Genomic DNA, 19,859 nt, shown 5'->3' with positions numbered 1-19,859 from the left:
GAAGAGCAGTTGGCATTGATATGAACTGATTTTTGTTCCGTATTTCCTCTGACTCGATGGGAGATGATGGAACCATGGCAAAGGGCGCTCGATATGCGCCGGAGTTCAAGGCGAAGGCGGTCAGGCTGCTGGCGGAGTCGCGTTCCTCGTATTCGTCGGAGACGAACGCGATCTCCGCGGTGGCGAAGGATCCGGGGATGGCGCCGGAATCGCTGCGGTGTTGGCGCGACCAGTCGGACGCGACGGTCGCGGAGGAGACGAGGCAGTCGGCCGAGGACGCGATGGCGGAGCTGAGGAGGCTGCGGGCCGAGAACGCGGAATTGCGTCGGGCGAACGAGATTTTGACGACGGCGTCGGCTTTTTCGCGGCCGGGCTCGACCCGACACGGCGTTGATGGCCGCGTACGTCGACGGGCATGAAAGCCGTTTCAAGGTCGGGCCGATCCGCAGGGTCCTTTCCGAATCGTTGGACTGCGGGTTTCTCACGCCGCGCGGCTGCCGCATGTTCGAAACACGTCCCGTCAGCCGCATGCGGGCGGGGCATGGGGCGCCGGCCCGCGACATCCTCCGGATCCACTCGGATTTCTTCATGGCCGTGTACGGTTACGGGAAGATGCACGCGCAGCTGGTCGCCCAGGGCCGGGATCCGGCCGAGGCCGGCCGCGACCAGGTGATGAACATCATGCGCGAGCTTGGCATCCGGGGCGTGCGCCGCGGCAGGACCCCGGTGACGACGGAACCCGCCAAGGGCACGGGCGGCAGGCCGGATCCGGTGGACGGGAGGTTCGAGGCTTGTGCGCCGAACCGTCTGCACGTGGCCGACATCGCCTACGTGCGCATGGCCAACGGCTCGTTCGGCTACACGGCGTTCGCCGCCGACGTGGACGCCCGTCGGATCGTGGGATGGGCGTGCGCCATGACCATGAACACGCAGGAGCTGCCGTTGCAGGCGTTGGAGCAGGCGGTCTCATGGGCCGCGTCCCGCGGCGGCGCGGATGGTCTTATCCGCCACAGCGGCCATGGCACGCAGTGCATCGGCACGGTGTGCACCACCAGGGTCATGGAATATGGGATGCTGCCGTCGACCGGCACCGTCGGCGACTCGTGTGACAACGCCATGGCCGGAAGCGCCGACGGCGCGTACAGGACCGAGCTGGTATGGCGGCGCAAGCCCTTCGCGGATCTGAAGGACCTGGAGTTGGCGACGTTCCGGTGGGTCTCGTGGCGGGGACTCGAAGCGCCTGCACCGGTCCCTGGGCTACAGGACACCCGAAGCGGTGGAAACCGAGTATTATCAACATCAAGCGGCACAAGCCGCCTCACTGTAAGGGCGGAACAAAAATCAGGCCACTTCACATTGACCTGGTTACGGGATGCTGGGCGGATTAAAACAAATCAGCCGTTGTATTCGATGTGTAGGCTGGGGTCGCTTTCATGTTCGTCAATGATTTGGTTGTAAGCCTTGACCAGACGCGAAAGGGTTTCGTGACGTGCTGCGTTGGTGAAGTGGCCATGCTCGTGCACATTGCTGGAAAGAAACGATTGCAAGTCCCAGACTTCAAGGCGGTTTTCGAAGCCCATGTCGGAGGCTAAGTCCCATGCGGTTTTGACGCGGTCGCGCACAGTGATGATGATTGGATGCAGTCCAGCCTTGATGTTGCGCTGGCATTTATCCATGAGCAGGGATGCTGGGGCAGTGGTGCAGTGTATGGCTGTGTCGCCGACGTTGAAATCGCCTCCGCGCCCGGTCGGGTCGTCAGCAACGGACGCGCCGTTGATTTCCACTTCTGGGGCAACGATGGTGAGCTTCGCTGCGACAAGATGTTGCAGAACGGTACCGACGTACATAGTGCCCGGATTTTCCTTTTGTCGCTGCGCTGCCTGTTGCAGCAGATGTTCTACAGCCGCATCGACGGAAAGAGAGTTGTCGGATTCCAGTTTGAATGGTTTGCTGGTGAAGAATGCCTGAATTCGTTTGACCCAGTATTGCTCGATCTCGTTGAATTGCTCCGCTGTTGGGCGTAATTCGTTAATGAGCTCGGCGTAGTCGTGCATCAATGCCATGGTGCCACGGCTGGTTCGTCCGCCCTCTGCTGCGAGGAGTCGTGTGATGCCATATTCGGCAAGGATTTTCTGGCAGTTATCTTTGCTGATTCCCCTGACTTGACCTTCCTTGTTCGTGTGATAGTCGCTGGCGTCAATGGGAAGCGTGTCTGCGGAAAAGAAGCGATTGAGCTGGATGGCAGCAGCCAAAGCGCCCTTGGTGTTTACCTGATGGGACTTCCGGAAATCATTGATGGGAGTCAGATCCATTGTTTGCCTCGCTTATGCAGTGTGATTTGAGAGCAGAGTTTGCTCCACGTATAGGTCTTTGCCTAGGGTGCCGTTCAGTGCAGGCATGAAGTAGTGCTTGCCAAGCCATTCCACGACGGGGACGGAGACGGCGTCGCCGAATCCGAACATCACTTGATTGGGGCGTAGACCCGTAATGTTGTAGTGGGCTGCGCCCATAAGAGCAGCGTATTCGCGTGGTGTCATCCAACGGACAGCGGTTTTGCCATTGCCCATGCGAATGATCGCTTGGCGAGAGGAGCCGCCTCGTGCGGTGCGTAGGCAGCCGGAGATGTCGTCTGCGCGGACTTCCCACACGGCTTTGCCGTTGCGGGTGCGGCGATAAGCAGTCCGGTAGGAATCGGTTGCCCCATTGCGCAACGTTTCTACACGAGTTGCCTGAACCGGCGACAGCGAATCAAGGAATTTGGCAGTTCTCTCAGCGTTCCACCAGCGTTCGTCGTCGTTAGCCATGCTCTCGACGTACATATTGAGGCCAGACATCAGGGGGGACGGCGGTTCGGGCAGTGGTGCGCGATGCGTGCGGAGAGAGGTGTCCGCAAAGACCTGCTGCAGCCAGTCAGGGCGCAGGGAAGAATCAAACTGTTCGGCGGCCGGCGGATTCTGCAGGCCCACTAAAAAGAGTCGCGGTCGGGACTGAGGGATAAATCGACGAGTGTCGATGGACAATACGTCTACGGAGTAGCCCAGTTCATTGAAGGCATGCACTGCTGCGGCAAGGTCTTCCCCAGAGTGAGAAGTGGCCAATCCGTTCACATTCTCGAGAACGGCAATCGGCGGCCGGGTGTTCCCAAGTTCTTCGAGCAGTCGCACGTATTGCCAGAAAGCGCCGGATTGCTTGCCGTTCAGGCCCGTACGAGTGCCTGCAAGGGAGAGGTCCGTGCAAGGGGAGGATCCCCAAGCGATGGAGGCATCGTGGGGCAGATCGTCGCCGGAGAGCTCACTCATATCCCCCTCGACAAGGGTGTGGCCCGGCGTATCCGTGAAGTTATTGCGATACATTTCGCACTTGGCGGCGTCGATGTCGTTCGACCATTCGACCTGGAAGCCGGCTTCTTCGAGTCCAAGGCGTGCTAGGCCTATTCCTGCAAAGAATTCGAGGGCTTGCGGGCGTGCTGTGTTGGTAGCCGCGTGCGTGCGATTATCGTCCATGTCCCCACCTTACCTCGTCTTGTATGCATATTAGTCCATGATAGCTCTAGGTGTAGAACATTTGTTCGACTTGCAGCCGTGTCCTGGAGCCTATTGAAGATCACCTAGATTTGGGAACTGGATATTGTTTGTTTTACTTGCTAGGCCTGCGAAATCGGGGTAGATGAAGGACTCGCGGTATCCAAACGCGCCTTCTAGGTAACTTCGTATCTCTTTCTTAGCTTTCTTGGCAATGACGAATGAATACGTTGGTGCTAGATTGCGTTGATTCGGACGTGCGTTGTGATTCGGCGAGAAGGGCTTTGCATAAATTGAGGAAGCTGCGAGTATATCTGGCCTCTTCCAATATTCTTTGCCCGTAGGCTTGCGAAAATATTGAAGGATTCGACTATTTGTAATTGGAATTCCATCGAGGATAAATACTGCATTTTGAGCAGCGATACGTGATTCGTATTCTGGTGGACGCCATACGATACGGCGTGATCCGGTTCCCCAGTTGGCTGCTGCGCGTTGCTCGTAATCGTGCAGGTTGAACCAGAAAGGGTCGCGACTTAGCAGTTCTTCGGAGTAGTCTGGTTGCTCATTATTGCCTGATGCGTATCCAGCTAAAGCGAATAGGCGCGCGTCATGATCTTCGTGCTCGTGCGTTGGGTCATAGACGGCGAACCAAGCAGCTATATATGGGTTGCAGGATGCGTCGAGTAGGCGTGTGGGGCCGCCAAAGTGCTGAATGCGTGCGAATATCTCTAAAGCAGACATGTTTCCATATCGCCAGTCTTGACGAGCAAGATTAAGAATCTGCTTCTCAGCTTGAATCATCTGGTCTTCGGTCGGATAGGGCTGTTTGGTTTTGGGCTTCTGTTGAGGGGAAACAACTCCATTTTGCGTCATTAGTAGGCGAAATAATTTGCTATGTAGTCCCCAAGAGGCATTATTCTGTCCTCGCCAGTATAACGGTATATTTGATACATGCTTTTGCAGTAGAAGGATTGCATTATTTAAATCTTCTATACTCTCGATGCGTCCACTTTTGGAGTCAAAAAAATCTGAAGGACTGGTCATCTCAGGAGAGTAGTAATGAGGTGACTCGTTAGAGCTATGGAAATAACTAGGGGTTATGGATCGATAATATTTTTGCAGGTTTGATTGTGTCTCTTCATATTGTTTTAATACTTGCGAAATCCCGGAATATACGTTCAGATATTTTTCGTCGTAATGAGCAAAATCAAATTTTGCTAGTGCGTCACGAAGGCTGTCCTGAATAGGTTTTATGGAAGACAGGATTGTGCTTGAAGATAAGTTAGAGATTGTTTTGAGGGCTTTCTCTTGCTGCTCTAGGAAAGTTTGAATTGCTGAAGTGCTTGTTTCGAGGGGAGTGGATATAAGTCGCAGGTTGTTGCTGATTTCTGGGGTTTTTTGAATGGTATCTAGCAGCTGATGCGTCATGTTGGGGCTTATTGCCATTAGATTCGGCGTTGCTTGCGTTATTTTCGCTATAGACGGCAACGCGCTTACATGTTCATGGTGTTCTTCATCCTTAAGCATGGCTTGATAGTATATCGAGTTGTTGCCATTGGATTGTGCTGATCGGTTCTTCATTCTTAAAAAGAAAGGCCGCTATTGTTTTTAATAGCGGCCAGATGTTTGAGTCGTCTTCTGCGATGGATACACTGGGCATCTTTCATCTCAGAAAGTTGGCTATCTGTAATTGCGGTGCCGCATCTCCTGTTTGGCCTTGCTGGCCCACAGGCCTCCCTTGCCGATGAGCTCATTCAATTGCGTGGCGTTGAGCTGTTGGTAGTGCAGGTCTGTTGCGTAGGGAGGGAGACTCGCCTTCCATCCGGCAATGTCTGTGACGGAACCGTCGGTTTCGCCTGTTGCGGGATGATGAGTGGCGTTCTCGCTGGTGCCATCTTGCCGTCTTGCCAGTTCAGATGTCGGTTCGTTTGCCGTAAGGCCTTGCAAATCTTGCGTTTTCTCCGGGATCGCCCACGGATCGGCATCGTCGGACAAGGTGGGAAACGCCGTCTTGTCTGGTTCGTGCAGAACGTTGCAATAGCTTGGTTTTGACGAAGGCGGCAAGATGGCAGTAGCTCTTGTGACAGCGACCGGATCCGGCACAGTTGCTTCTGGAGTCTCAGTTTGTTCACCGCTGAGGGTGTCCGTGGCTTCCGCATTCAAATCTTCAGAGCTCTCCTGATTCGGATGATCCGCATAATCCGGCGACAGCCACCACCACATGTTGCCGTACTTCTTGCTTGCCAGCAGTGGCTTTGGGCGTCGTCTGCCGTCCAGAACTTGCTGCTTGCTGAACTCGCCTTTCGCTTCGTTGATTACTCTGTACGACGGCACACCCCAATACAAGCCATCCGGTGTGAGCTCCTTGTTGTGGTCGAAGTAGTCTTGGATGATGGCCCGGCCACAACCACAACGGTCGCTCCGGTTCCACATCAGCTAAACGGGTCAGCGAATAGGCGCGGGGCGTCAGTTCAGTCTTAAGCTCAGACTCAGGCTGGCTGCTTTCGCTTGGCAAAATCTCAAACTCCAAGCCGCTCATCGCCGCGTCGGAAGCGTCGTGAGCCTCACCAGCCGCCTGGATAAACGTCAACGACCGCACGAACGGTGTCAGCGTCTGCGCCACTTGCTCCTTCCAGCGAGTGCCGGTGTCGTCCTTATCCATAATGGCAACCACATCAGCTCCACTAAGGGCTAAGCACGCTGAATCAAGATCCAGTTTCGCGGCGAAGTTGCCGCCGCCTCCCGATGCGGTTACAGCGGCATAGCCGAGCGCTCGCAATGTGCCGGCATCTTTTTCTCCCTCTATCAGATACACTGGCTTGCCCGATGCCACGGCACGTTTCGCGTCGGCGGCCATCCACAACGGGTGCTTGCCGGCGGTGTTGCCGCTTTGCGAGATTCGCTTGGTGGGAGAGCGACGAACAATCAGACCGTCCGCATATTCATATGCTGTGCCGCGCTCGCTGTCGTAGATCATTGCTTCATAGCCATTGGAACGAGCCAGCGTAGCGGGAGCGTTCAGCGCGTTGAGCACATCGTCGGCTTGGCAAGTGCTGCAGCGGAGCAATGTGGCGCTTTCCAGCGGGGAATACAGCACAGTGAGCGAGTCGGCTGTGCCGCAGTTTGGGCAAGCGCCGTGCAACAGGCCGGTATTTGGCTGAACTGCAATAGCTGCGCAGATGGCGGCGAACATAGGGGATTGGCCTAGGGCCAATGGTTCCAAGTACGGTTTGGGCATCGCGTACTGTTGTCTGATTTCCGCAGAGTTTTCCGTGTGCGTAGGTGTAATCGTCGTTGTCTCATTTCTGTTGAGAAGTGGAGCATTCGCATGCCGTATGGCCGCCAAATCGGCGGCAGTGAGCCGGCTATCGCAGCTGTAACTGTTGTAGCCGCTGTAATCGGCATGGCCTTGAGGTCCGCTTTGTTGATCGAACAGGTCGATGATTTTCAATCCAAGTGCACCGGCAATGGAAGCGGCATCGCAGTGTTCCGCTCCGAAGCAGTGCAGCATGGTTTTGCCGTTGGACTGGTCGTAGGTGATGTGCAGCGAAGTGCCGCCGTCTCCGTCATGGGCGGGGCAGCTGCACTGAGCGTGTTGTCTTCCGGAGGTGTCGCGCGGAAGCTCTTGGAGCCTAGGATCTCGAGAATAGCGTCTCGCGGCTTCGAGCACTCGCTCGTATGAGGTTGCCATGCTCACTCCTCACCTGCGAATTCGCGCACGCTGGTGAGAATCACCAGAAACGTGTTGCCTACCTTGCGAGCGCGTATCTTTCCGGTTCTGATCAATCCGTAAACGCTTTTCACGTCCTTGTAGCCCAGCATCTCCGCCACTTGCGCTGGCTTGGCGGTGAGGCGCGGGTAGTCATTCTTCGTTGGAATTGCAGCCATATGTTTCCTTGCTCTCGTGCGGAACAGAGCCTGAGGAGCGAAGTGCTTCCGTCGAATTCGGACGCACTTCGCCCTAGATGGTTCTGTTGTGGTTGTTGGCTGCACCGGTGCATGTTCCCCAGGTTTTTGCCGGCCCCTGGGAAGCTGGAATTCAGAATATGACGTTATTCCAAGGAGCGCAAAGGTTGAAAACGGCTGAAGCTTGAACTAGATGTGTGGTCGTGAAATCGTTGGAATTTCAACGAAAACAAGTGATTCTGCGGTGAAATAAGGCGTTCAGAATAAGACGAATAGGCTTTGTTGGTTGCAATGAGATTGGCTTATGGCATGTTGTCTTTGATGAGCCCGTTTGTCTTGGTTGAGTCCAGTGGCCTTGGAGTTTGTTGGCTTCTGGCAGAAATTGGTTGAATTTGTTAAGTGGATTTCTCCGTATCCGCGCTTGTGATCTCAAGCATTCCTTCATGCTCGTCGAGGTTGGTTACGCGGGTGTCCTTCAGCAGTTCCCGCAGGGTCGGAATACCCGTCTGCGGGGTTCGTGCCTCCGCGTTTTTGATGGCCCGCAGCTTGCGGAAGAATGATTCGGCGATGCTGATGTATTCCTTGGCCGTCCGTATGCGCGACACCGATCTGCCGCCGACCCACGCCGCCGCCGTCAATTCGTCCCGGATGTCGCGCGCCTCCTTCTTGGTGGGCAGCCCGATGATGCGCGACCTGTCCACGGCTTCTTCCAGGTCGGTTAGGGAGTCGTATATCTTGGCGAGTGTCTTCCTGCCTTTGCGGCGGATGGGGTCCGGGCTCATGTCTTCTCCTTGGCGGTCATGGCGGTGCCGGTGCCGTTCGCTGGCGAATACCCGGGGGAGGGATGCCGGCGGGGTTTGCCGTTATCTCCTCGGACCCATCCGACCGACGGACGTTCCTCGGCTTCCTGTCTATGTATCAAGGAGTCGATTGACGGTTCGAATGGGCTGTTATGGCACCCGTATGCGTTCGTGTGGCGTTCATCGGAGGGGGTCAGGGGGAACCTTCGCGCTGGGCCGGACCGCATGGGGCGCATCGCGCTGCGCGGCGGGCGTCCGGGATTGTTGCGAACCAAAACGAAAAAACTGCGCGGAAAACATGAAGGGATTCGAATCGGCCCACTGACGGGACACATGGGACGCGGTCGGACTTCGATGACGAACACACGGCGGGCGAAGGCCCGAAGGCGTTTTCGGAATCGTCGGTTCCGATATGTGACACGCGCGGCGGGTCGGGGCCAAAGGTGTCCAAACGGAGGGTACCTGGAGGGAACCGACAATCGGGGGGAATCAAAGCGAAACCCCGGAAACCGAATGATTTCAACGGTTTCCGGGGCTCCAATCCGGGCGGAGGATACGAGATTCGAACTCGTGAGGCTGTTACACCAACACGCTTTCCAAGCGTGCGCCATAGACCACTAGGCGAATCCTCCATGCTTTGCAGTGCGCAGTTGAACTGTGTTCCGCAGGCAACTCGAATAAGTTACCACAGGTTTCGGATAAGTGCACGCTTCGGCGTGGCGCGTGTCGCGACGCGGATGTGAAGAATGATCACTGCGAGTGAAAGACTCACTGGAAAGTCCCGCGCAACACCCGCACAAGGACCGCATGCTTGTGCAGGGCCCACACACCCGCGCGCACCTACACAACCCCCGGTAAAGAAATCACCGTATCCGGGTGAATTTTCGATGTTCGTCCGGCGCGCGCCCGCAATCGCGCCTAGGCTATGGAGTCATGAACGAGGGGACAGCGGCCGACGTAACCGCAGCACATGGCGGCCGGTCGCGCCAATCGAAGAAACACTCAAAGACGTACCGCAGCATATCCGCGATCCTTAGTTGGCTCACGGCCCGCCGCCCGACCACGTTATCCACATCGCTGCGCGCGCGATTCCTCCCTTACCTGCTCACGCTCGCTATCGCCTGGCTGCCGTGGCTCATACTCACCTGGCCGGGCTCGATGCGCGACGATACGCTTGCCCAATATCTGCAATCGTCCGGTCTGCACAACTACTACACCCAGCATCCGCTGTTTGATACTCTCACGTTCGGCTTGTTCTGGCATATCGGCAGCGCACTCGGCTCCCCTCTGATCGGGCAGGCCCTGTACACCGTGACCCAAGCGGTTCTACTCGCCGCCGGGTGTGCGCTTCTGCTGTGCTACATCCGCAAAATCGGCTCGCCGCGCTGGCTCATCGGTCTCGGCCTCGTCTATCTTGCCTCCAACTATGTGGTGGTCGGTGCAATCACCACGATGGGTAAGGACTCGTTGCACGCCGTGTTCTATCTGCCGTTGGCCGTGCTGTTCGTGGAGGCTTGTCTGACGCGCGGCTCGGTACTGGCTCGCCGCCCGGTGGCATTCGCGTTCGTCATCCTGTTGTTCGCCACCATCGTCTCCAAGCGGACGGCGCTCATAATCGTGCTATGCGCCGGCTGCTGTTTGCTCGCCGTCTGCACGCCCAAAGGCGCGCGGCGTCGTGCGTTCGCGTGTCTTGCGGTTGCCATCGTTGTGGCGCAGGGCGTGTGGACGCCATTAAGCGCGGCCGCCACGCATGCGAATCAATCGCCTGGACGTGAGGTGTGGGGCCTGGTCACCCAGCCCGTGGCCCGGCTCGCGCACGATGATCCCAGTGCGATAGACAAGGTTCAGCGGCGGCGACTGAACGCGATCATGGATCTCGACTGGGCCGCCGCCGGCATCAACCCGCACCGCACCGATGAGACCTTCCGCACTTTGCGCGAGCATCCTAGGCCAACCGTGGCGCAACAACTCGCGGCCCTGCAGGTCTGGGCGCAGCTCGGCCTCGCGCATCCGACTGAATATGCCACGGCCTATGCCGGGGTGACTCGCGGATGGTGGGACCCGCGCGTCAATTTCGCGTACCCCACTGATTCCGACTACCTGTTCACGCCCAGCTATCTCAGGCAATGGGCGTCTTTCCTGACTGAAGGTGCTTGGAAGCATACTTCCGACGGCGATGCCGATACCGTGGCAGCCGAACGGCTTGCCGCCATCGAACATGACCTTGCGCCGCTGAGGGGTACCTCCGATAAGCCGCAATGGCAGAAAAATATATTGCGGGCGATTCATCGGTGGGCGCGTTCGGATGGTCGCATCGGTGTTCGTAAAGGCAATCTGCTGACTTCGATGGCCCTGTACGTCACGTGGATTCCGCTGGCTGCGGGTCTTGCGCTGGTGGTGCGGCCTGCGCGACGACGCTACGGCCCCGCACTGGCCGCTTACGGTTTGTTGGCATTCACGGTGCTGTCGCTGTATGCCTCACCCATGGCACTATTTTGGTATCCGATTCCGGTATTCCTCGCGTTGCCGCTTTTTGTGGTGTTACCGTTCACATTCCGGGAGAGCCATCCTCTCTGAGCATAGTTATCTCAGATGGTGAAATAATTACGGGGTTAAAAAGCACTAAAACGCCTCTTCTATTACCTCGCACCCGTCAGAAAATCAAGACTGTTGTTCAAGAATTTTTTTCTATAGAGTTCATAGTTGGTTTTGGACCATTCGAGTACTTGAAGTGAGAGGAATTCAGCATGGTTCGTCGCGCCTGCGCACAGTCCGCTGAAATGAACACGATTCGGGAACGTGATACGCGCGTTGCCGTTTCTCGCGTGCGCGCGAAGTCGGGCAGCACCGGTCGTCTGCAGTCGGCCACGGTCTCGGCTCGTGCATTTGCGGCCATCGTTTTTCTGTTTGCGATGATCGCCGCGACCTTCCTCCCCTCCGCCATCATTCCGCAGTCCGCGTTCGCCGTGACGCCGGCAACCACTGCCACTGCTGCCACCGTCAAGAGCGACGACACCACCAGCGTCGATTACGCTACCTGGGCCGACGTTGCCAAGGCCGTCGAAGCGCAGTTGCAGGAAGGCCTTAAGGAATACAAGGACGGCAACCCAATGGGTGCCAAGTCCGATTTCGGGACTGCATACACCACCGTCTACGTGACGTCCAACTTCAACAAAGTGGTGAGCGACACCATCGGCGCAGACAAGCAGACCGCGCAGCAGCAGGCCTTCCAGGACCTGCAAAGCCAGGTGTTCACGTCAGGCCAGGCCGATCAGCTCACCCAGAAGGTCAACGACCTGACCGCCGACCTCGACGCCACGGCCCAGCAGCTCGACGCCAACACCAACCTCGCCAACCCGAAGCAGTACTCCGAAGACCTCCAGAAGCAGATCGCCAAGGAGCGCAAGGAGCTCGACGCCAAGAAGAAGCGCACCAAGGAAACGGCCAAGACCTGGAAGGAAGTCGCGGACGCGATGCTTCCGATCTTGGACAACGCCTACAAGGCCTACGAGGGTGGCGACGCTGCCAAGGGCACCACGCTCGTGAACGACGCCTACTACCAGCACTACGAGAAGCTCGGCTTCGAGAAGACCGTGCTGAGCGCCATCAGCGGCAACCGCGTCTCCCAGGTGGAATACCAGTTCAAGCTGTGCCGCTCCTCGATGAACACCGGCAAGCCTGCGTCCGAAGTCAAGAAGTACGTCGACGACCTGAAGAACATGCTGACCACCGATGCCGCCAAGCTCGACGGCGGCGCGGCCGATGAGGAGGGTGGCTTCCTCAAGTTCATCACCAGCTCGGTCGGCCAGGCGTTCCTGATTCTGATTCGCGAGGGTCTTGAGGCCCTGCTCGTGGTCGCCGCTGTGGTGGCCTACCTCGTCAAGTCCGGCAACAAGCGTTTCACCAAGTGGATCTACGTGGGCGTGCTCGCTGGTCTGGCCGGTGCCGGCATCGTGGCGGTCATCTTCATGCTCGCATTCGGCGGCTCCAGCCCGCTGCAGGAGATCATGGAAGGCGTGTGCGCGCTCGTCGCCATGTGCATGCTGTTGTGGACCAGCAACTGGATGCTCAACAAGTCCTCGGTGGAAGCGTGGAACCGCTACATCAAGGAAAAGACCGAAGCCGCGGTGGCCTCCGTCTCCTCGCAGGTCGAATCCGGCAAGAAGGTGGCTTCCCGCACGGTGATTTCGCTCGCCATGCTGAGCTTCCTCGCCGTGTTCCGTGAGGGCGCTGAAACCGTGATCTTCTACCAGTCAATCTACACGATGAGCCAGGATACGCATGGCATGGTGGTCGGCGCACTCGCCGCCGCCGTGGTGCTCGTGATCATCTTCCTGGTGATTCGCTTTACCTCCGTGAAGATTCCGATTGGCCCGTTCTTCCTGGTCACCTCGATCCTCATGTCCGTGCTGGTGGTTGTCTTCGCCGGCGGCGGCGTGCACGCGCTCATCGAGGGCGACCTGCTGCCCGCCAACTACCTGCCGGACGTTCCCACCAACGACTGGCTCGGATTCTACCCGTACGTCGAATGCATCATCGCCCAGGTACTGGCAGCCATCGCCGTCATCGCGCTGTTCGTGGTCGGCTTTGCCAAACAGCGTAAGGCCAAGGCCCGGCTTGCGGCCGGTGCGAGCAAGTCGGACGCGAAGGCTGACGAGGAGAGCGCGCAGGCGTAGCACAACGCCCGGTGCGACCATCTCGCGCAACACAACTTGCGACATGGCAACGGAAGCGATTCCAGCCCACGCCGCCACAACTAAAAACAGATAATAAATAATCCATTCACCACAACAAAAGGAATAAGAGAAATGATGAAGAACAAGAAGCTTGCCGCTCTGCTCGGCGTGCTGCTCGCCGGCTCCATGGCTGTTTCGATGGCTGCTTGCGGTTCCACCAACAACGCTTCCGATACCAAGTCCTCGACCAGCTCCTCCGACACCGCCAAGAAGGACGACTCCAAGAAGGCCGACGCCCCGACTGAGACCTCCGGCTTCGAAGAGGTCCCGGTCGGTCCCTCCGGCACCGCCGAGGAGCAGGACAAGGCCGCTGGCCCGCTGACCGTGGGCGCCGTCTACTTCCAGCCCATCGACATGTACCCTGCTTCCATGGGTCTGAAGGCTGCTGACGCTTCCTTCCACCTGGAAGCCGACATCCACGCTTCTGAGGAAGGCACCGACTACGGCTACGGCAAGGGCGACTTCGTCCCTGACCTGACTGTGAACTACACCATCATCGACAAGTCCACCGGCAAGGAAGTCGAGGGCGGCCAGGCCACCTCCGGTACCTTCATGCAGATGAACGCCTCCGACGGCCCGCACTACGGTGCCAACGTCAAGCTCGACAAGGCCGGCACCTACCAGCTCAAGCTCTCCATCGAGTCCCCTGAGAAGAACGGCTGGATGCTCCACGTTGACCCGGAGACCGGTGTCAAGAACCACAAGTTCTGGACCGAGCCCATCGAGGTCACCTTCGACAACTGGGACTACACCCCGCGTCAGTGGTGATTGACTAAGCAGAAAGCCCCTTCGTCAGAGGGGGCTTTACGCCGCTTTAGGGAGATAATTCTTAGGACGGTCTAAAAACTCCCCTCAGTCCGCTTTGCGGACAGCTCCCCTCAGGGGTGGGGGAGCCTAAGGTGAACAGAGAAAGGACGCGAATGCTTGAACAATTCGTGGCAGTGATGCCGGGCACCTTGGCCCCCGCATTGCTGGTGATGAGCCTGAGCGTGATGCTCACGGTCGGCGAGGGGCGAGATAAGCCGATAAGCTCGCATTGGCGTCTCATCGGCCTGACCGTTGGCCTGATCGCCGCTACCATATTCGCCGGCCTGCGTGCCTCGGCCGTGATCAACCAGCGCACGTTCGTCAACTATCCGGTGCTGTGGTGCGCGATCATTGCCGACATCCTCACCATCGTCGTGGTGGTGTTCGCACGCCGCATCACCACCAATTGGCAGCAGCACAAGGTGTTCATGCACATTGCGAACGCCGTGGCCGCCATCGACATCGCACTCACCCTGTTCTACGCGCTGCCGGACGTGATCCTGCAGCTGACCATCTGGGTGGAGCCCGGCGACCCGATCTTCACGTCCGACATGCTGCTGCGCGCGCTCGGCTTCGCGCTGGGCCTGGCCATGTCGATCATCGTGGCCGCGATCTTCCGCACGATGCGTTCGACCGCGGTGCGTGCCTCGTTCACCGCCGCCGTGCTCGCGGTGCTGGCGATTCTGTTCGTCCGGCACCTGACCGGTGTCATGCAGATCCTGCAGGCACGCGGTTTCCCGATGGGCCACACGGGATTCGTGGCCCTCGCCTGGTCGATCAACCACAACGACTGGATGATCATGGCCCAGGCGTTCGTGTTCCTGATTCCGGCCGTCGCCTCCGTGGTGGCCGGCTTCCGCATGCCGCTGACCGGCGCGAACGAAGCCATCGGCCGCAAGCACAAGGCGTTCCGCCGCCGCGCCGTGGCCTCCGCCGTCTGGAGCCTCGTGGCCATGATCGGCGTCACGCTGACCCTCACCGTCGGCGTCGCCGCGATCCATCAGACCATCACTCTTTCGCCGCCGGAAGCCTACTCGCTCAAGGACGGCGTGGCCACCATCCCCTTCAGCCAGGTCGAGGACGGCCACCTGCACCGCTTCGAATACAAGGCCAAGGACGGCACCGTCATGCGCTTCATCATCATCCGAAAGAACGGTGGCGCGTACGGCATCGGCCTGGACGCCTGCGAGAACTGCGGTGACGCCGGCTACTACGAGAAGGACGGCAAGATCATCTGCAAGAAGTGCGAGGTGGCCATCAACCTGGCGACCATCGGCTTCAAGGGTGGCTGCAACCCGATACCATTCCCGTACAAGACCGGCCACGGCAAGATCACCATTCAGACTACGGATCTGGACGCGCTGAGCGCCCACTTCCAGTGAGTCAGGCAGGAGACAAGAATCATGTTCTTTCTGCGTATGATTACTCGCTCGTTCACCCGACAGCTGCGCCGGCGCCTGCTTATCGCGCTGACCGTATGCCTGTCGGCGACCGTGTCCGTATCGATGCTGGGCGTCGTGTTCGACGTGGGCGACAAGCTCAACGCCGAGCTGTCCACCTACGGTTCGAACATCACCGTGCAGCCCAAGGCGGACGCGGTCGTTTCCGACCTATACAACACCGAGTCGGGCGGTGCGGCGTCCACCAGCGACCCGACCGCCTTTCTGAAGGAGTCGGACGCGGCCAAGATCAAGACGATCTTCTGGTCGTTCAACATCACCAACTTCGCGCCGCAGCTCAACATCCACGCCATGGTGAACGGCACCAACGTGCCGGTCGTCGGCACGTGGTTCAACAAGGACCTCAAGATTTCCACCGGCGAGACCACCGTCGTGGGCGTGGAAGGCATGCGCTCGTGGTGGCAGCTGGACGGCAAGTGGCCCAAGGACGATTCCGATCAGGGCGTGATCGGCAAGACGCTGGCCTCCGAACTCGGTGTGACCACCGGCGACACCATCACTCTCAACAAGACCACCGCCTCGGGCAAGAAGAACGAGCAGAAAATCAAGCTCACCGGCGTCTACGATTCCGGCGACGAGGACAACGGCTCGCTCTACATCGCCTCCTCCACGGCCCAGGTGTTCGCCGACCTGCCCGATTCGGTCGACAAAATCGAGGTCAAGGCCCTGACCACGCCGGAGAACGACCTGGCCCGTAAGGCCGCCGCGAATCCGGCCGCGCTGAGCCAGGAGGAATGGGAGACCTGGTACTGCACCGCCTACCCGAGCTCGATCGCCTACCAGATCGAAGAGGTGATTCCGGGCGCGGTGGCCAAGCAGGTGCGCCAGGTGGCCGCGTTGCAGGGCAATGTGCTGCAGAAGACGCAGGCCGTGATGATTCTGATGACCGTGCTGAGCCTGATCGCCGCAGCCGTGGCCGTGGCCAACCTGATGGTCGCCTCGATCGGCGAACGGTCGGGCGAGCTGGCGTTGCTCAAGGCGCTTGGTGCCACCGATGCCGCGGTATCCCGTCTGATGCTGGCCGAAACGGCGGCAATCTCGCTGCTGGGCGCGATTGTGGGCGCGCTGCTCGGTTCCGGCGTGGCCCAGCTGATAGGCCGGGTGGTGTTCGGTTCCGGCATTACGATGCGGCCGATGGTGTTCGCGCTGGTGTTCGTGCTGTTGGCCGTCACCGTGCTGTTGGCGTCCGCCTCATCGATTCGTTCGATTCTGAACCTCAAGCCTGCGGAGGTGCTCCATGGTCGCTGAGTTTATCTACGTAGGTGTGGAAGGAGGAAACCGATGACCAACACCGGTATGTTCTTCAGAATGCTGTTCAGCGCCGTGTTCCGCCGGCGTTCGCGCGCGGTGATGGCTGTGGTGGCGTCGCTGGTCGGCGCGGCCACACTGTTCTGCCTGGCGATGATCTGCCTCGCCGTGCCGCAGCAGATGAACGAGGAGATGCGCGCGTACGGCGCGAACCTGATTGTCACGCCCACCGAATCGACCAATGCCGACGGCAAGGCCGGCATCGACAAGGCGATGGTGCAGCACACCACTGAAATGGTCAAGGCCAAGGGTTCCGCGAAATACGCCACCTACCGCTACGAGAACGTGCGTGTCAACGCCTCGCCGTACGTGATGGCCGGCGTGAACGCGGCGCAGGTCAAGAACCTCAACCATCACTGGGTGGTCGATGGCTCGTGGCCGACCGACGGCAAGGTGCTGGTCGGACGTGACATCGCCGACGCCATCGGCCTGAGAATCGGCTCCGCCATCACCATCGGCTACCGTGCATCCGATAACGCCAGCGCCAACGGCACTTCGTCGAACTCTTCGATCGACCAGCAAACCAAAGACGGCCGTGTCTCCAGTGACATCATGGACACCTCCGGCACCGAATTCCGCGTGGCCGGCATCGTGGACACCGGCGGCAGCGAAGACTCGATCATCTACGCCACCAACGCCGACGTCAACAAGCTCACCGGCATCACGCGCGGCGTGGACGTCATCGAGTATTCGGCCGGCTCCAGCGACCTCGCAGGCCTGGTGTCCAGCATCAACGACATGACCTCCATGCACGTCAAGGCGCAGCAGGTCACCAAGATCACCGCCTCCGACACCCGTATCATCACCATGCTGCAGACGCTGTTCTGGATCGTCTCGTTGGTGGTGCTGGTGCTGACGCTCGTCGGCGTCGGCACCACAATCAGCTCGATCGTCTCGCAGCGACGCAACGAGATCGGCCTGCGCAAGGCCCTCGGTGCCAGCTCGCGTGCCATCGGCACCGAGTTCTACATCGAATCATCGCTCTACGGCCTGATTGGCGGCCTCATCGGCACCGCAATCGGCTACGGACTCGCCAGTTGGCTGTGCGTGGCGGTGTTCGAACGCTCCATCGGATTCAACTGGTGGCTGGCGCTGATCTCCGTGCTGTTCAGCGCGCTGGTCGCCATCGTCGCCTCCATCCCGCCCGTCCACCGCGCCACCCGCATCGACCCCGCCGTCGTGCTTCGCGAAGAATAAAGAAAGAGAAACGTCATGCTACTTGAACTCGACCACATCTCGAAGATCTACGGCGACCTGCATGCCGTGGACGACCTCAATTTGACCGTGCCGGAAGGCGAATGGCTCGCCATCGTCGGCTCCTCCGGCTCAGGCAAGACCACGCTGATGAACATGATCGGCTGCATGGACACGCCCTCCAAGGGCTCCGTGAAGCTGGAAGGCCGCAAGCTGGAGGACCTGAACGCCACGCAGCTGGCCGACGTGCGCAAGAACCTCATCGGACTGGTGTTCCAGAAGTTCTATCTGGTGCCGCACCTGACCGCCGTGGAAAACGTGATGGTGGCCCAGTACTACCATTCGGTGGTCGATGAGAAGCAGGCCATGGAGGCGCTGGAAAAGGTCGGCCTGAAGGACCGCGCCCACCACCTGCCCGGCCAGCTCTCCGGCGGCGAGCAGCAGCGCGTGTGCGTGGCCCGCGCGCTGATCAACGACCCGAAGCTGATTCTGGCCGATGAGCCCACCGGCAACCTCGACGAGAAGAACGAGAAAATCGTGCTCGACCTGTTCCGCAAGCTGCACGAGCAGGGCACCACGATTATCGTGGTCACCCACGATGCGCTTGTCGCCAGCTGCGCGCAACGCGAGATCATGCTCAACCATGGCGTGCTCGTCGGTGAGAAGTGGAATGACGAGGATGCGCGCAAGGCCTACGAGGCGGCAGGCGGCAAGCCCGCCTCCACGGGTGCACAGGTCGAGGGCGCGCAGAACGGCGAGACCGCCATTGGTTTCGCTGACCCCACCAAGGCCGCGAAAACCGGCGGCGAGGAGTAGGGCCGTCAGGGGCATCGAGCAGTATGTGAGGAATACATGGCAAGCTGATGGTCTCTCCCCCAGTCAGCTTCGCTGACAGCCCCCTCGTCAGAGGGGGCTTAAGGAGCGTGAATATGACCGAAAAGAATACGTTGAAGAAATCCGCGACATTGGCGGCGGCCGGACTGGTCGTGGCTGGCGCGCTGCTGGCCGGGTGCGGCGAATCCAAGGCCACGCCGATGGACGATGCGTACGCCGGCAACTCGGGCGAGACCGAGAAGTCGCAGGAAGAGCAGTCGCAATCCCAGTCGAACGGCTCCGATAGCTCCGACGGCTCCGATTCCGGCTCATCGCACAACGACCCGTCCACCACCACGTCCGACAAGAAGGACACCGGCAACTACAAGGACGGCAACTACTCGATCAACGGCCAGTACGGCCCGGTCGGCGAGGATTCCATCGACGTCCATCTGACCATCAAGGACGGCAACGTCGAGACCGTCAAAATCATTGGGCACCCGTTCACCACGATTTCCAAGAACCATCAGGACGACTTCGCCAAAGCCATCAACGGCGTAGTGGACGGCAAGCCCCTGAAGGGACTCAAAGTGGACAAGGTCGCCGGTGCCAGCTGGACCTCCGACGCCTTCAACAAAGCCCTCGAAGTCGCCCGCCAGGAGGCTTCGATTCAGGAGTAAGACCGCTACTTCAGCAATGCTGGCCACAGCAGATCGGCCATGCGCGAGGCCCAGGCGGTGTCGTCGTCCATCGCTTTGCCCTCGATGGCCTCATACGCCACCAAAGATCCGATAATCGTGGACAACAGCAACTTCTCGTCAACGTCCTCGCGAAACACGCCCTGCGCGACTCCCTGCTTGAGGAACGCCCCCACATGCTCCAGCCACGGGGTCACCACCTGGTCGACGATGTGCTGGAAGAACTCGGCCTCGCTGGACAATACAATGCCCACGCGCTTGACGTCGATGTCGTTGTCGCGCACCCAATCGACCAATCGCTGCAATAGTTGCGTGAAATGCTCACGCGTGGGGCTGGGCACTGGGTCGGAATCCGGGATGGCCAGATACATCGCGCTGATCTCGCGCAGCAGCTCGTCGGCATTATGGTATCGACGGTAAATCGTGGTTTTGGCCACGCCGGAGCGCCGGGCCACCTCCTCGATGGTCACGCCGCTGATGCCGCGGTCCACCGCAATCTGCAGCGTGGCTCGCATGAGCTTGCGATCCGTCGCCTCGCGCGTGCGCTCACCGCGCGGTGTCGCCGTCGTACCTGTCATCTCCGTCATCTCTTCTCTTCGAAATATGCTCCCGTACG

16 protein-coding genes, 1 tRNA gene and 1 pseudogene are annotated in these 19,859 nt (G+C 59.2%); 9 read left to right on the top strand and 9 right to left on the bottom strand.

The window, feature by feature from the left end; all coding sequences use genetic code 11:
- Positions 1–74: 74 nt before the first annotated feature.
- Positions 75–1,350, top strand: a pseudogene (locus tag FYJ31_RS00300) (IS3 family transposase); the annotation flags it as partial.
- A gap of 44 nt (positions 1,351–1,394) precedes the next feature.
- Here FYJ31_RS00300 and FYJ31_RS00295 read toward each other — a convergent pair.
- From FYJ31_RS00295 to FYJ31_RS00260, 8 genes are all read right to left on the bottom strand, one after another.
- On the bottom strand, positions 1,395–2,312 hold the full coding sequence (locus FYJ31_RS00295) for a DUF4928 family protein (RefSeq protein ID WP_071474441.1): 918 nt from the start codon (positions 2,310–2,312) through the stop codon (positions 1,395–1,397).
- A gap of 12 nt (positions 2,313–2,324) precedes the next feature.
- Positions 2,325–3,503: a DNA cytosine methyltransferase gene (locus FYJ31_RS00290; RefSeq protein WP_013140109.1), complete on the bottom strand. Its 1,179-nt coding sequence runs from the start codon at positions 3,501–3,503 to the stop codon at positions 2,325–2,327.
- A 90-nt stretch (positions 3,504–3,593) separates the two neighbouring features.
- Positions 3,594–5,048, bottom strand: a complete 1,455-nt coding sequence (locus tag FYJ31_RS00285) for an FRG domain-containing protein (protein WP_227976738.1) — start codon at positions 5,046–5,048, stop codon at positions 3,594–3,596.
- 153 nt (positions 5,049–5,201) lie between these two features.
- Positions 5,202–5,744 (bottom strand): hypothetical protein, encoded by a 543-nt coding sequence (locus FYJ31_RS00280; protein WP_143249464.1) that lies wholly within the window; start codon positions 5,742–5,744, stop codon positions 5,202–5,204.
- Positions 5,689–7,032, bottom strand: coding sequence for a toprim domain-containing protein (locus tag FYJ31_RS00275; protein WP_229773794.1), 1,344 nt, complete (start codon positions 7,030–7,032; stop codon positions 5,689–5,691). The genes FYJ31_RS00280 and FYJ31_RS00275 overlap by 56 nt, the downstream gene beginning before the upstream one ends.
- Before the next feature lie 182 nt (positions 7,033–7,214).
- A complete protein-coding gene (locus FYJ31_RS00270) occupies positions 7,215–7,409 on the bottom strand; it encodes a helix-turn-helix domain-containing protein (RefSeq protein ID WP_029679823.1) in 195 nt (64 codons plus the stop codon).
- A 413-nt stretch (positions 7,410–7,822) separates the two neighbouring features.
- A complete protein-coding gene (locus tag FYJ31_RS00265; protein WP_229773793.1) occupies positions 7,823–8,209 on the bottom strand; it encodes a hypothetical protein in 387 nt (128 codons plus the stop codon).
- Positions 8,210–8,774: 565 nt separating this feature from the next.
- Positions 8,775–8,859 (bottom strand) — tRNA-Ser (locus FYJ31_RS00260).
- 301 nt (positions 8,860–9,160) lie between these two features.
- Between FYJ31_RS00260 and FYJ31_RS00255 the strand changes: the two genes are divergently transcribed.
- The 8 genes from FYJ31_RS00255 (at position 9,161) to FYJ31_RS00220 (ending at position 19,225) form a co-directional block, all read left to right on the top strand.
- Positions 9,161–10,804 (top strand): DUF6020 family protein, encoded by a 1,644-nt coding sequence (locus tag FYJ31_RS00255; RefSeq protein WP_154535679.1) that lies wholly within the window; start codon positions 9,161–9,163, stop codon positions 10,802–10,804.
- Between the two features lie 170 nt (positions 10,805–10,974).
- Positions 10,975–12,903 carry an FTR1 family protein gene (locus FYJ31_RS00250; protein ID WP_154535678.1) on the top strand — a complete coding sequence of 643 codons (1,929 nt, stop codon included), beginning with the start codon at positions 10,975–10,977 and terminating at the stop codon, positions 12,901–12,903.
- Between the two features lie 132 nt (positions 12,904–13,035).
- Positions 13,036–13,731: an iron transporter gene (locus FYJ31_RS00245; protein WP_077425103.1), complete on the top strand. Its 696-nt coding sequence runs from the start codon at positions 13,036–13,038 to the stop codon at positions 13,729–13,731.
- 152 nt (positions 13,732–13,883) lie between these two features.
- Positions 13,884–15,152 (top strand): DUF2318 domain-containing protein, encoded by a 1,269-nt coding sequence (locus FYJ31_RS00240; RefSeq protein WP_143724251.1) that lies wholly within the window; start codon positions 13,884–13,886, stop codon positions 15,150–15,152.
- A 21-nt stretch (positions 15,153–15,173) separates the two neighbouring features.
- Positions 15,174–16,478 (top strand): ABC transporter permease, encoded by a 1,305-nt coding sequence (locus FYJ31_RS00235; protein WP_143724252.1) that lies wholly within the window; start codon positions 15,174–15,176, stop codon positions 16,476–16,478.
- Between the two features lie 33 nt (positions 16,479–16,511).
- The gene (locus tag FYJ31_RS00230) at positions 16,512–17,735 is read left to right on the top strand and encodes an ABC transporter permease (protein WP_143723814.1); all 1,224 of its coding nucleotides are present in this window, start codon (positions 16,512–16,514) and stop codon (positions 17,733–17,735) included.
- Positions 17,736–17,750: 15 nt separating this feature from the next.
- Positions 17,751–18,548 carry an ABC transporter ATP-binding protein gene (locus tag FYJ31_RS00225; RefSeq protein ID WP_011068491.1) on the top strand — a complete coding sequence of 266 codons (798 nt, stop codon included), beginning with the start codon at positions 17,751–17,753 and terminating at the stop codon, positions 18,546–18,548.
- A gap of 113 nt (positions 18,549–18,661) precedes the next feature.
- Positions 18,662–19,225 (top strand): FMN-binding protein, encoded by a 564-nt coding sequence (locus tag FYJ31_RS00220; protein ID WP_012576651.1) that lies wholly within the window; start codon positions 18,662–18,664, stop codon positions 19,223–19,225.
- 5 nt (positions 19,226–19,230) lie between these two features.
- On the opposite strand, the gene FYJ31_RS00215 is transcribed toward FYJ31_RS00220, so the two are convergent.
- On the bottom strand, positions 19,231–19,830 hold the full coding sequence (locus FYJ31_RS00215) for a TetR/AcrR family transcriptional regulator (RefSeq protein WP_061870073.1): 600 nt from the start codon (positions 19,828–19,830) through the stop codon (positions 19,231–19,233).
- Positions 19,831–19,859 lie beyond the last annotated feature (29 nt).

Source organism: Bifidobacterium sp. WCA-178-WT-4B, from assembly GCF_009696495.1.
Taxonomy (GTDB): Bacteria; Actinomycetota; Actinomycetes; order Actinomycetales; family Bifidobacteriaceae; genus Bifidobacterium; species Bifidobacterium infantis.
The sequence above is the reverse complement of the archived record's forward strand: the minus strand, read 5'-3'. Positions and strand labels throughout refer to the sequence as shown.

Bases quoted from the DNA above. Each gene is read 5' to 3' on its own strand.
- FYJ31_RS00295 (WP_071474441.1), bottom strand. From the start codon at position 2,312: ATGGATCTGACTCCCATCAATGATTTCCGGAAGTCCCATCAGGTAAAC.
- FYJ31_RS00290 (WP_013140109.1), bottom strand. From the start codon at position 3,503: ATGGACGATAATCGCACGCACGCGGCTACCAACACAGCACGCCCGCAA.
- FYJ31_RS00285 (WP_227976738.1), bottom strand. From the start codon at position 5,048: ATGCTTAAGGATGAAGAACACCATGAACATGTAAGCGCGTTGCCGTCT.
- FYJ31_RS00280 (WP_143249464.1), bottom strand. From the start codon at position 5,744: ATGTGGTGGTGGCTGTCGCCGGATTATGCGGATCATCCGAATCAGGAG.
- FYJ31_RS00275 (WP_229773794.1), bottom strand. From the start codon at position 7,032: ATGCTGCACTGCTTCGGAGCGGAACACTGCGATGCCGCTTCCATTGCC.
- FYJ31_RS00270 (WP_029679823.1), bottom strand. From the start codon at position 7,409: ATGGCTGCAATTCCAACGAAGAATGACTACCCGCGCCTCACCGCCAAG.
- FYJ31_RS00265 (WP_229773793.1), bottom strand. From the start codon at position 8,209: ATGAGCCCGGACCCCATCCGCCGCAAAGGCAGGAAGACACTCGCCAAG.
- FYJ31_RS00255 (WP_154535679.1), top strand. From the start codon at position 9,161: ATGAACGAGGGGACAGCGGCCGACGTAACCGCAGCACATGGCGGCCGG.
- FYJ31_RS00250 (WP_154535678.1), top strand. From the start codon at position 10,975: ATGGTTCGTCGCGCCTGCGCACAGTCCGCTGAAATGAACACGATTCGG.
- FYJ31_RS00245 (WP_077425103.1), top strand. From the start codon at position 13,036: ATGATGAAGAACAAGAAGCTTGCCGCTCTGCTCGGCGTGCTGCTCGCC.
- FYJ31_RS00240 (WP_143724251.1), top strand. From the start codon at position 13,884: ATGCTTGAACAATTCGTGGCAGTGATGCCGGGCACCTTGGCCCCCGCA.
- FYJ31_RS00235 (WP_143724252.1), top strand. From the start codon at position 15,174: ATGTTCTTTCTGCGTATGATTACTCGCTCGTTCACCCGACAGCTGCGC.
- FYJ31_RS00230 (WP_143723814.1), top strand. From the start codon at position 16,512: ATGACCAACACCGGTATGTTCTTCAGAATGCTGTTCAGCGCCGTGTTC.
- FYJ31_RS00225 (WP_011068491.1), top strand. From the start codon at position 17,751: ATGCTACTTGAACTCGACCACATCTCGAAGATCTACGGCGACCTGCAT.
- FYJ31_RS00220 (WP_012576651.1), top strand. From the start codon at position 18,662: ATGACCGAAAAGAATACGTTGAAGAAATCCGCGACATTGGCGGCGGCC.
- FYJ31_RS00215 (WP_061870073.1), bottom strand. From the start codon at position 19,830: ATGACGGAGATGACAGGTACGACGGCGACACCGCGCGGTGAGCGCACG.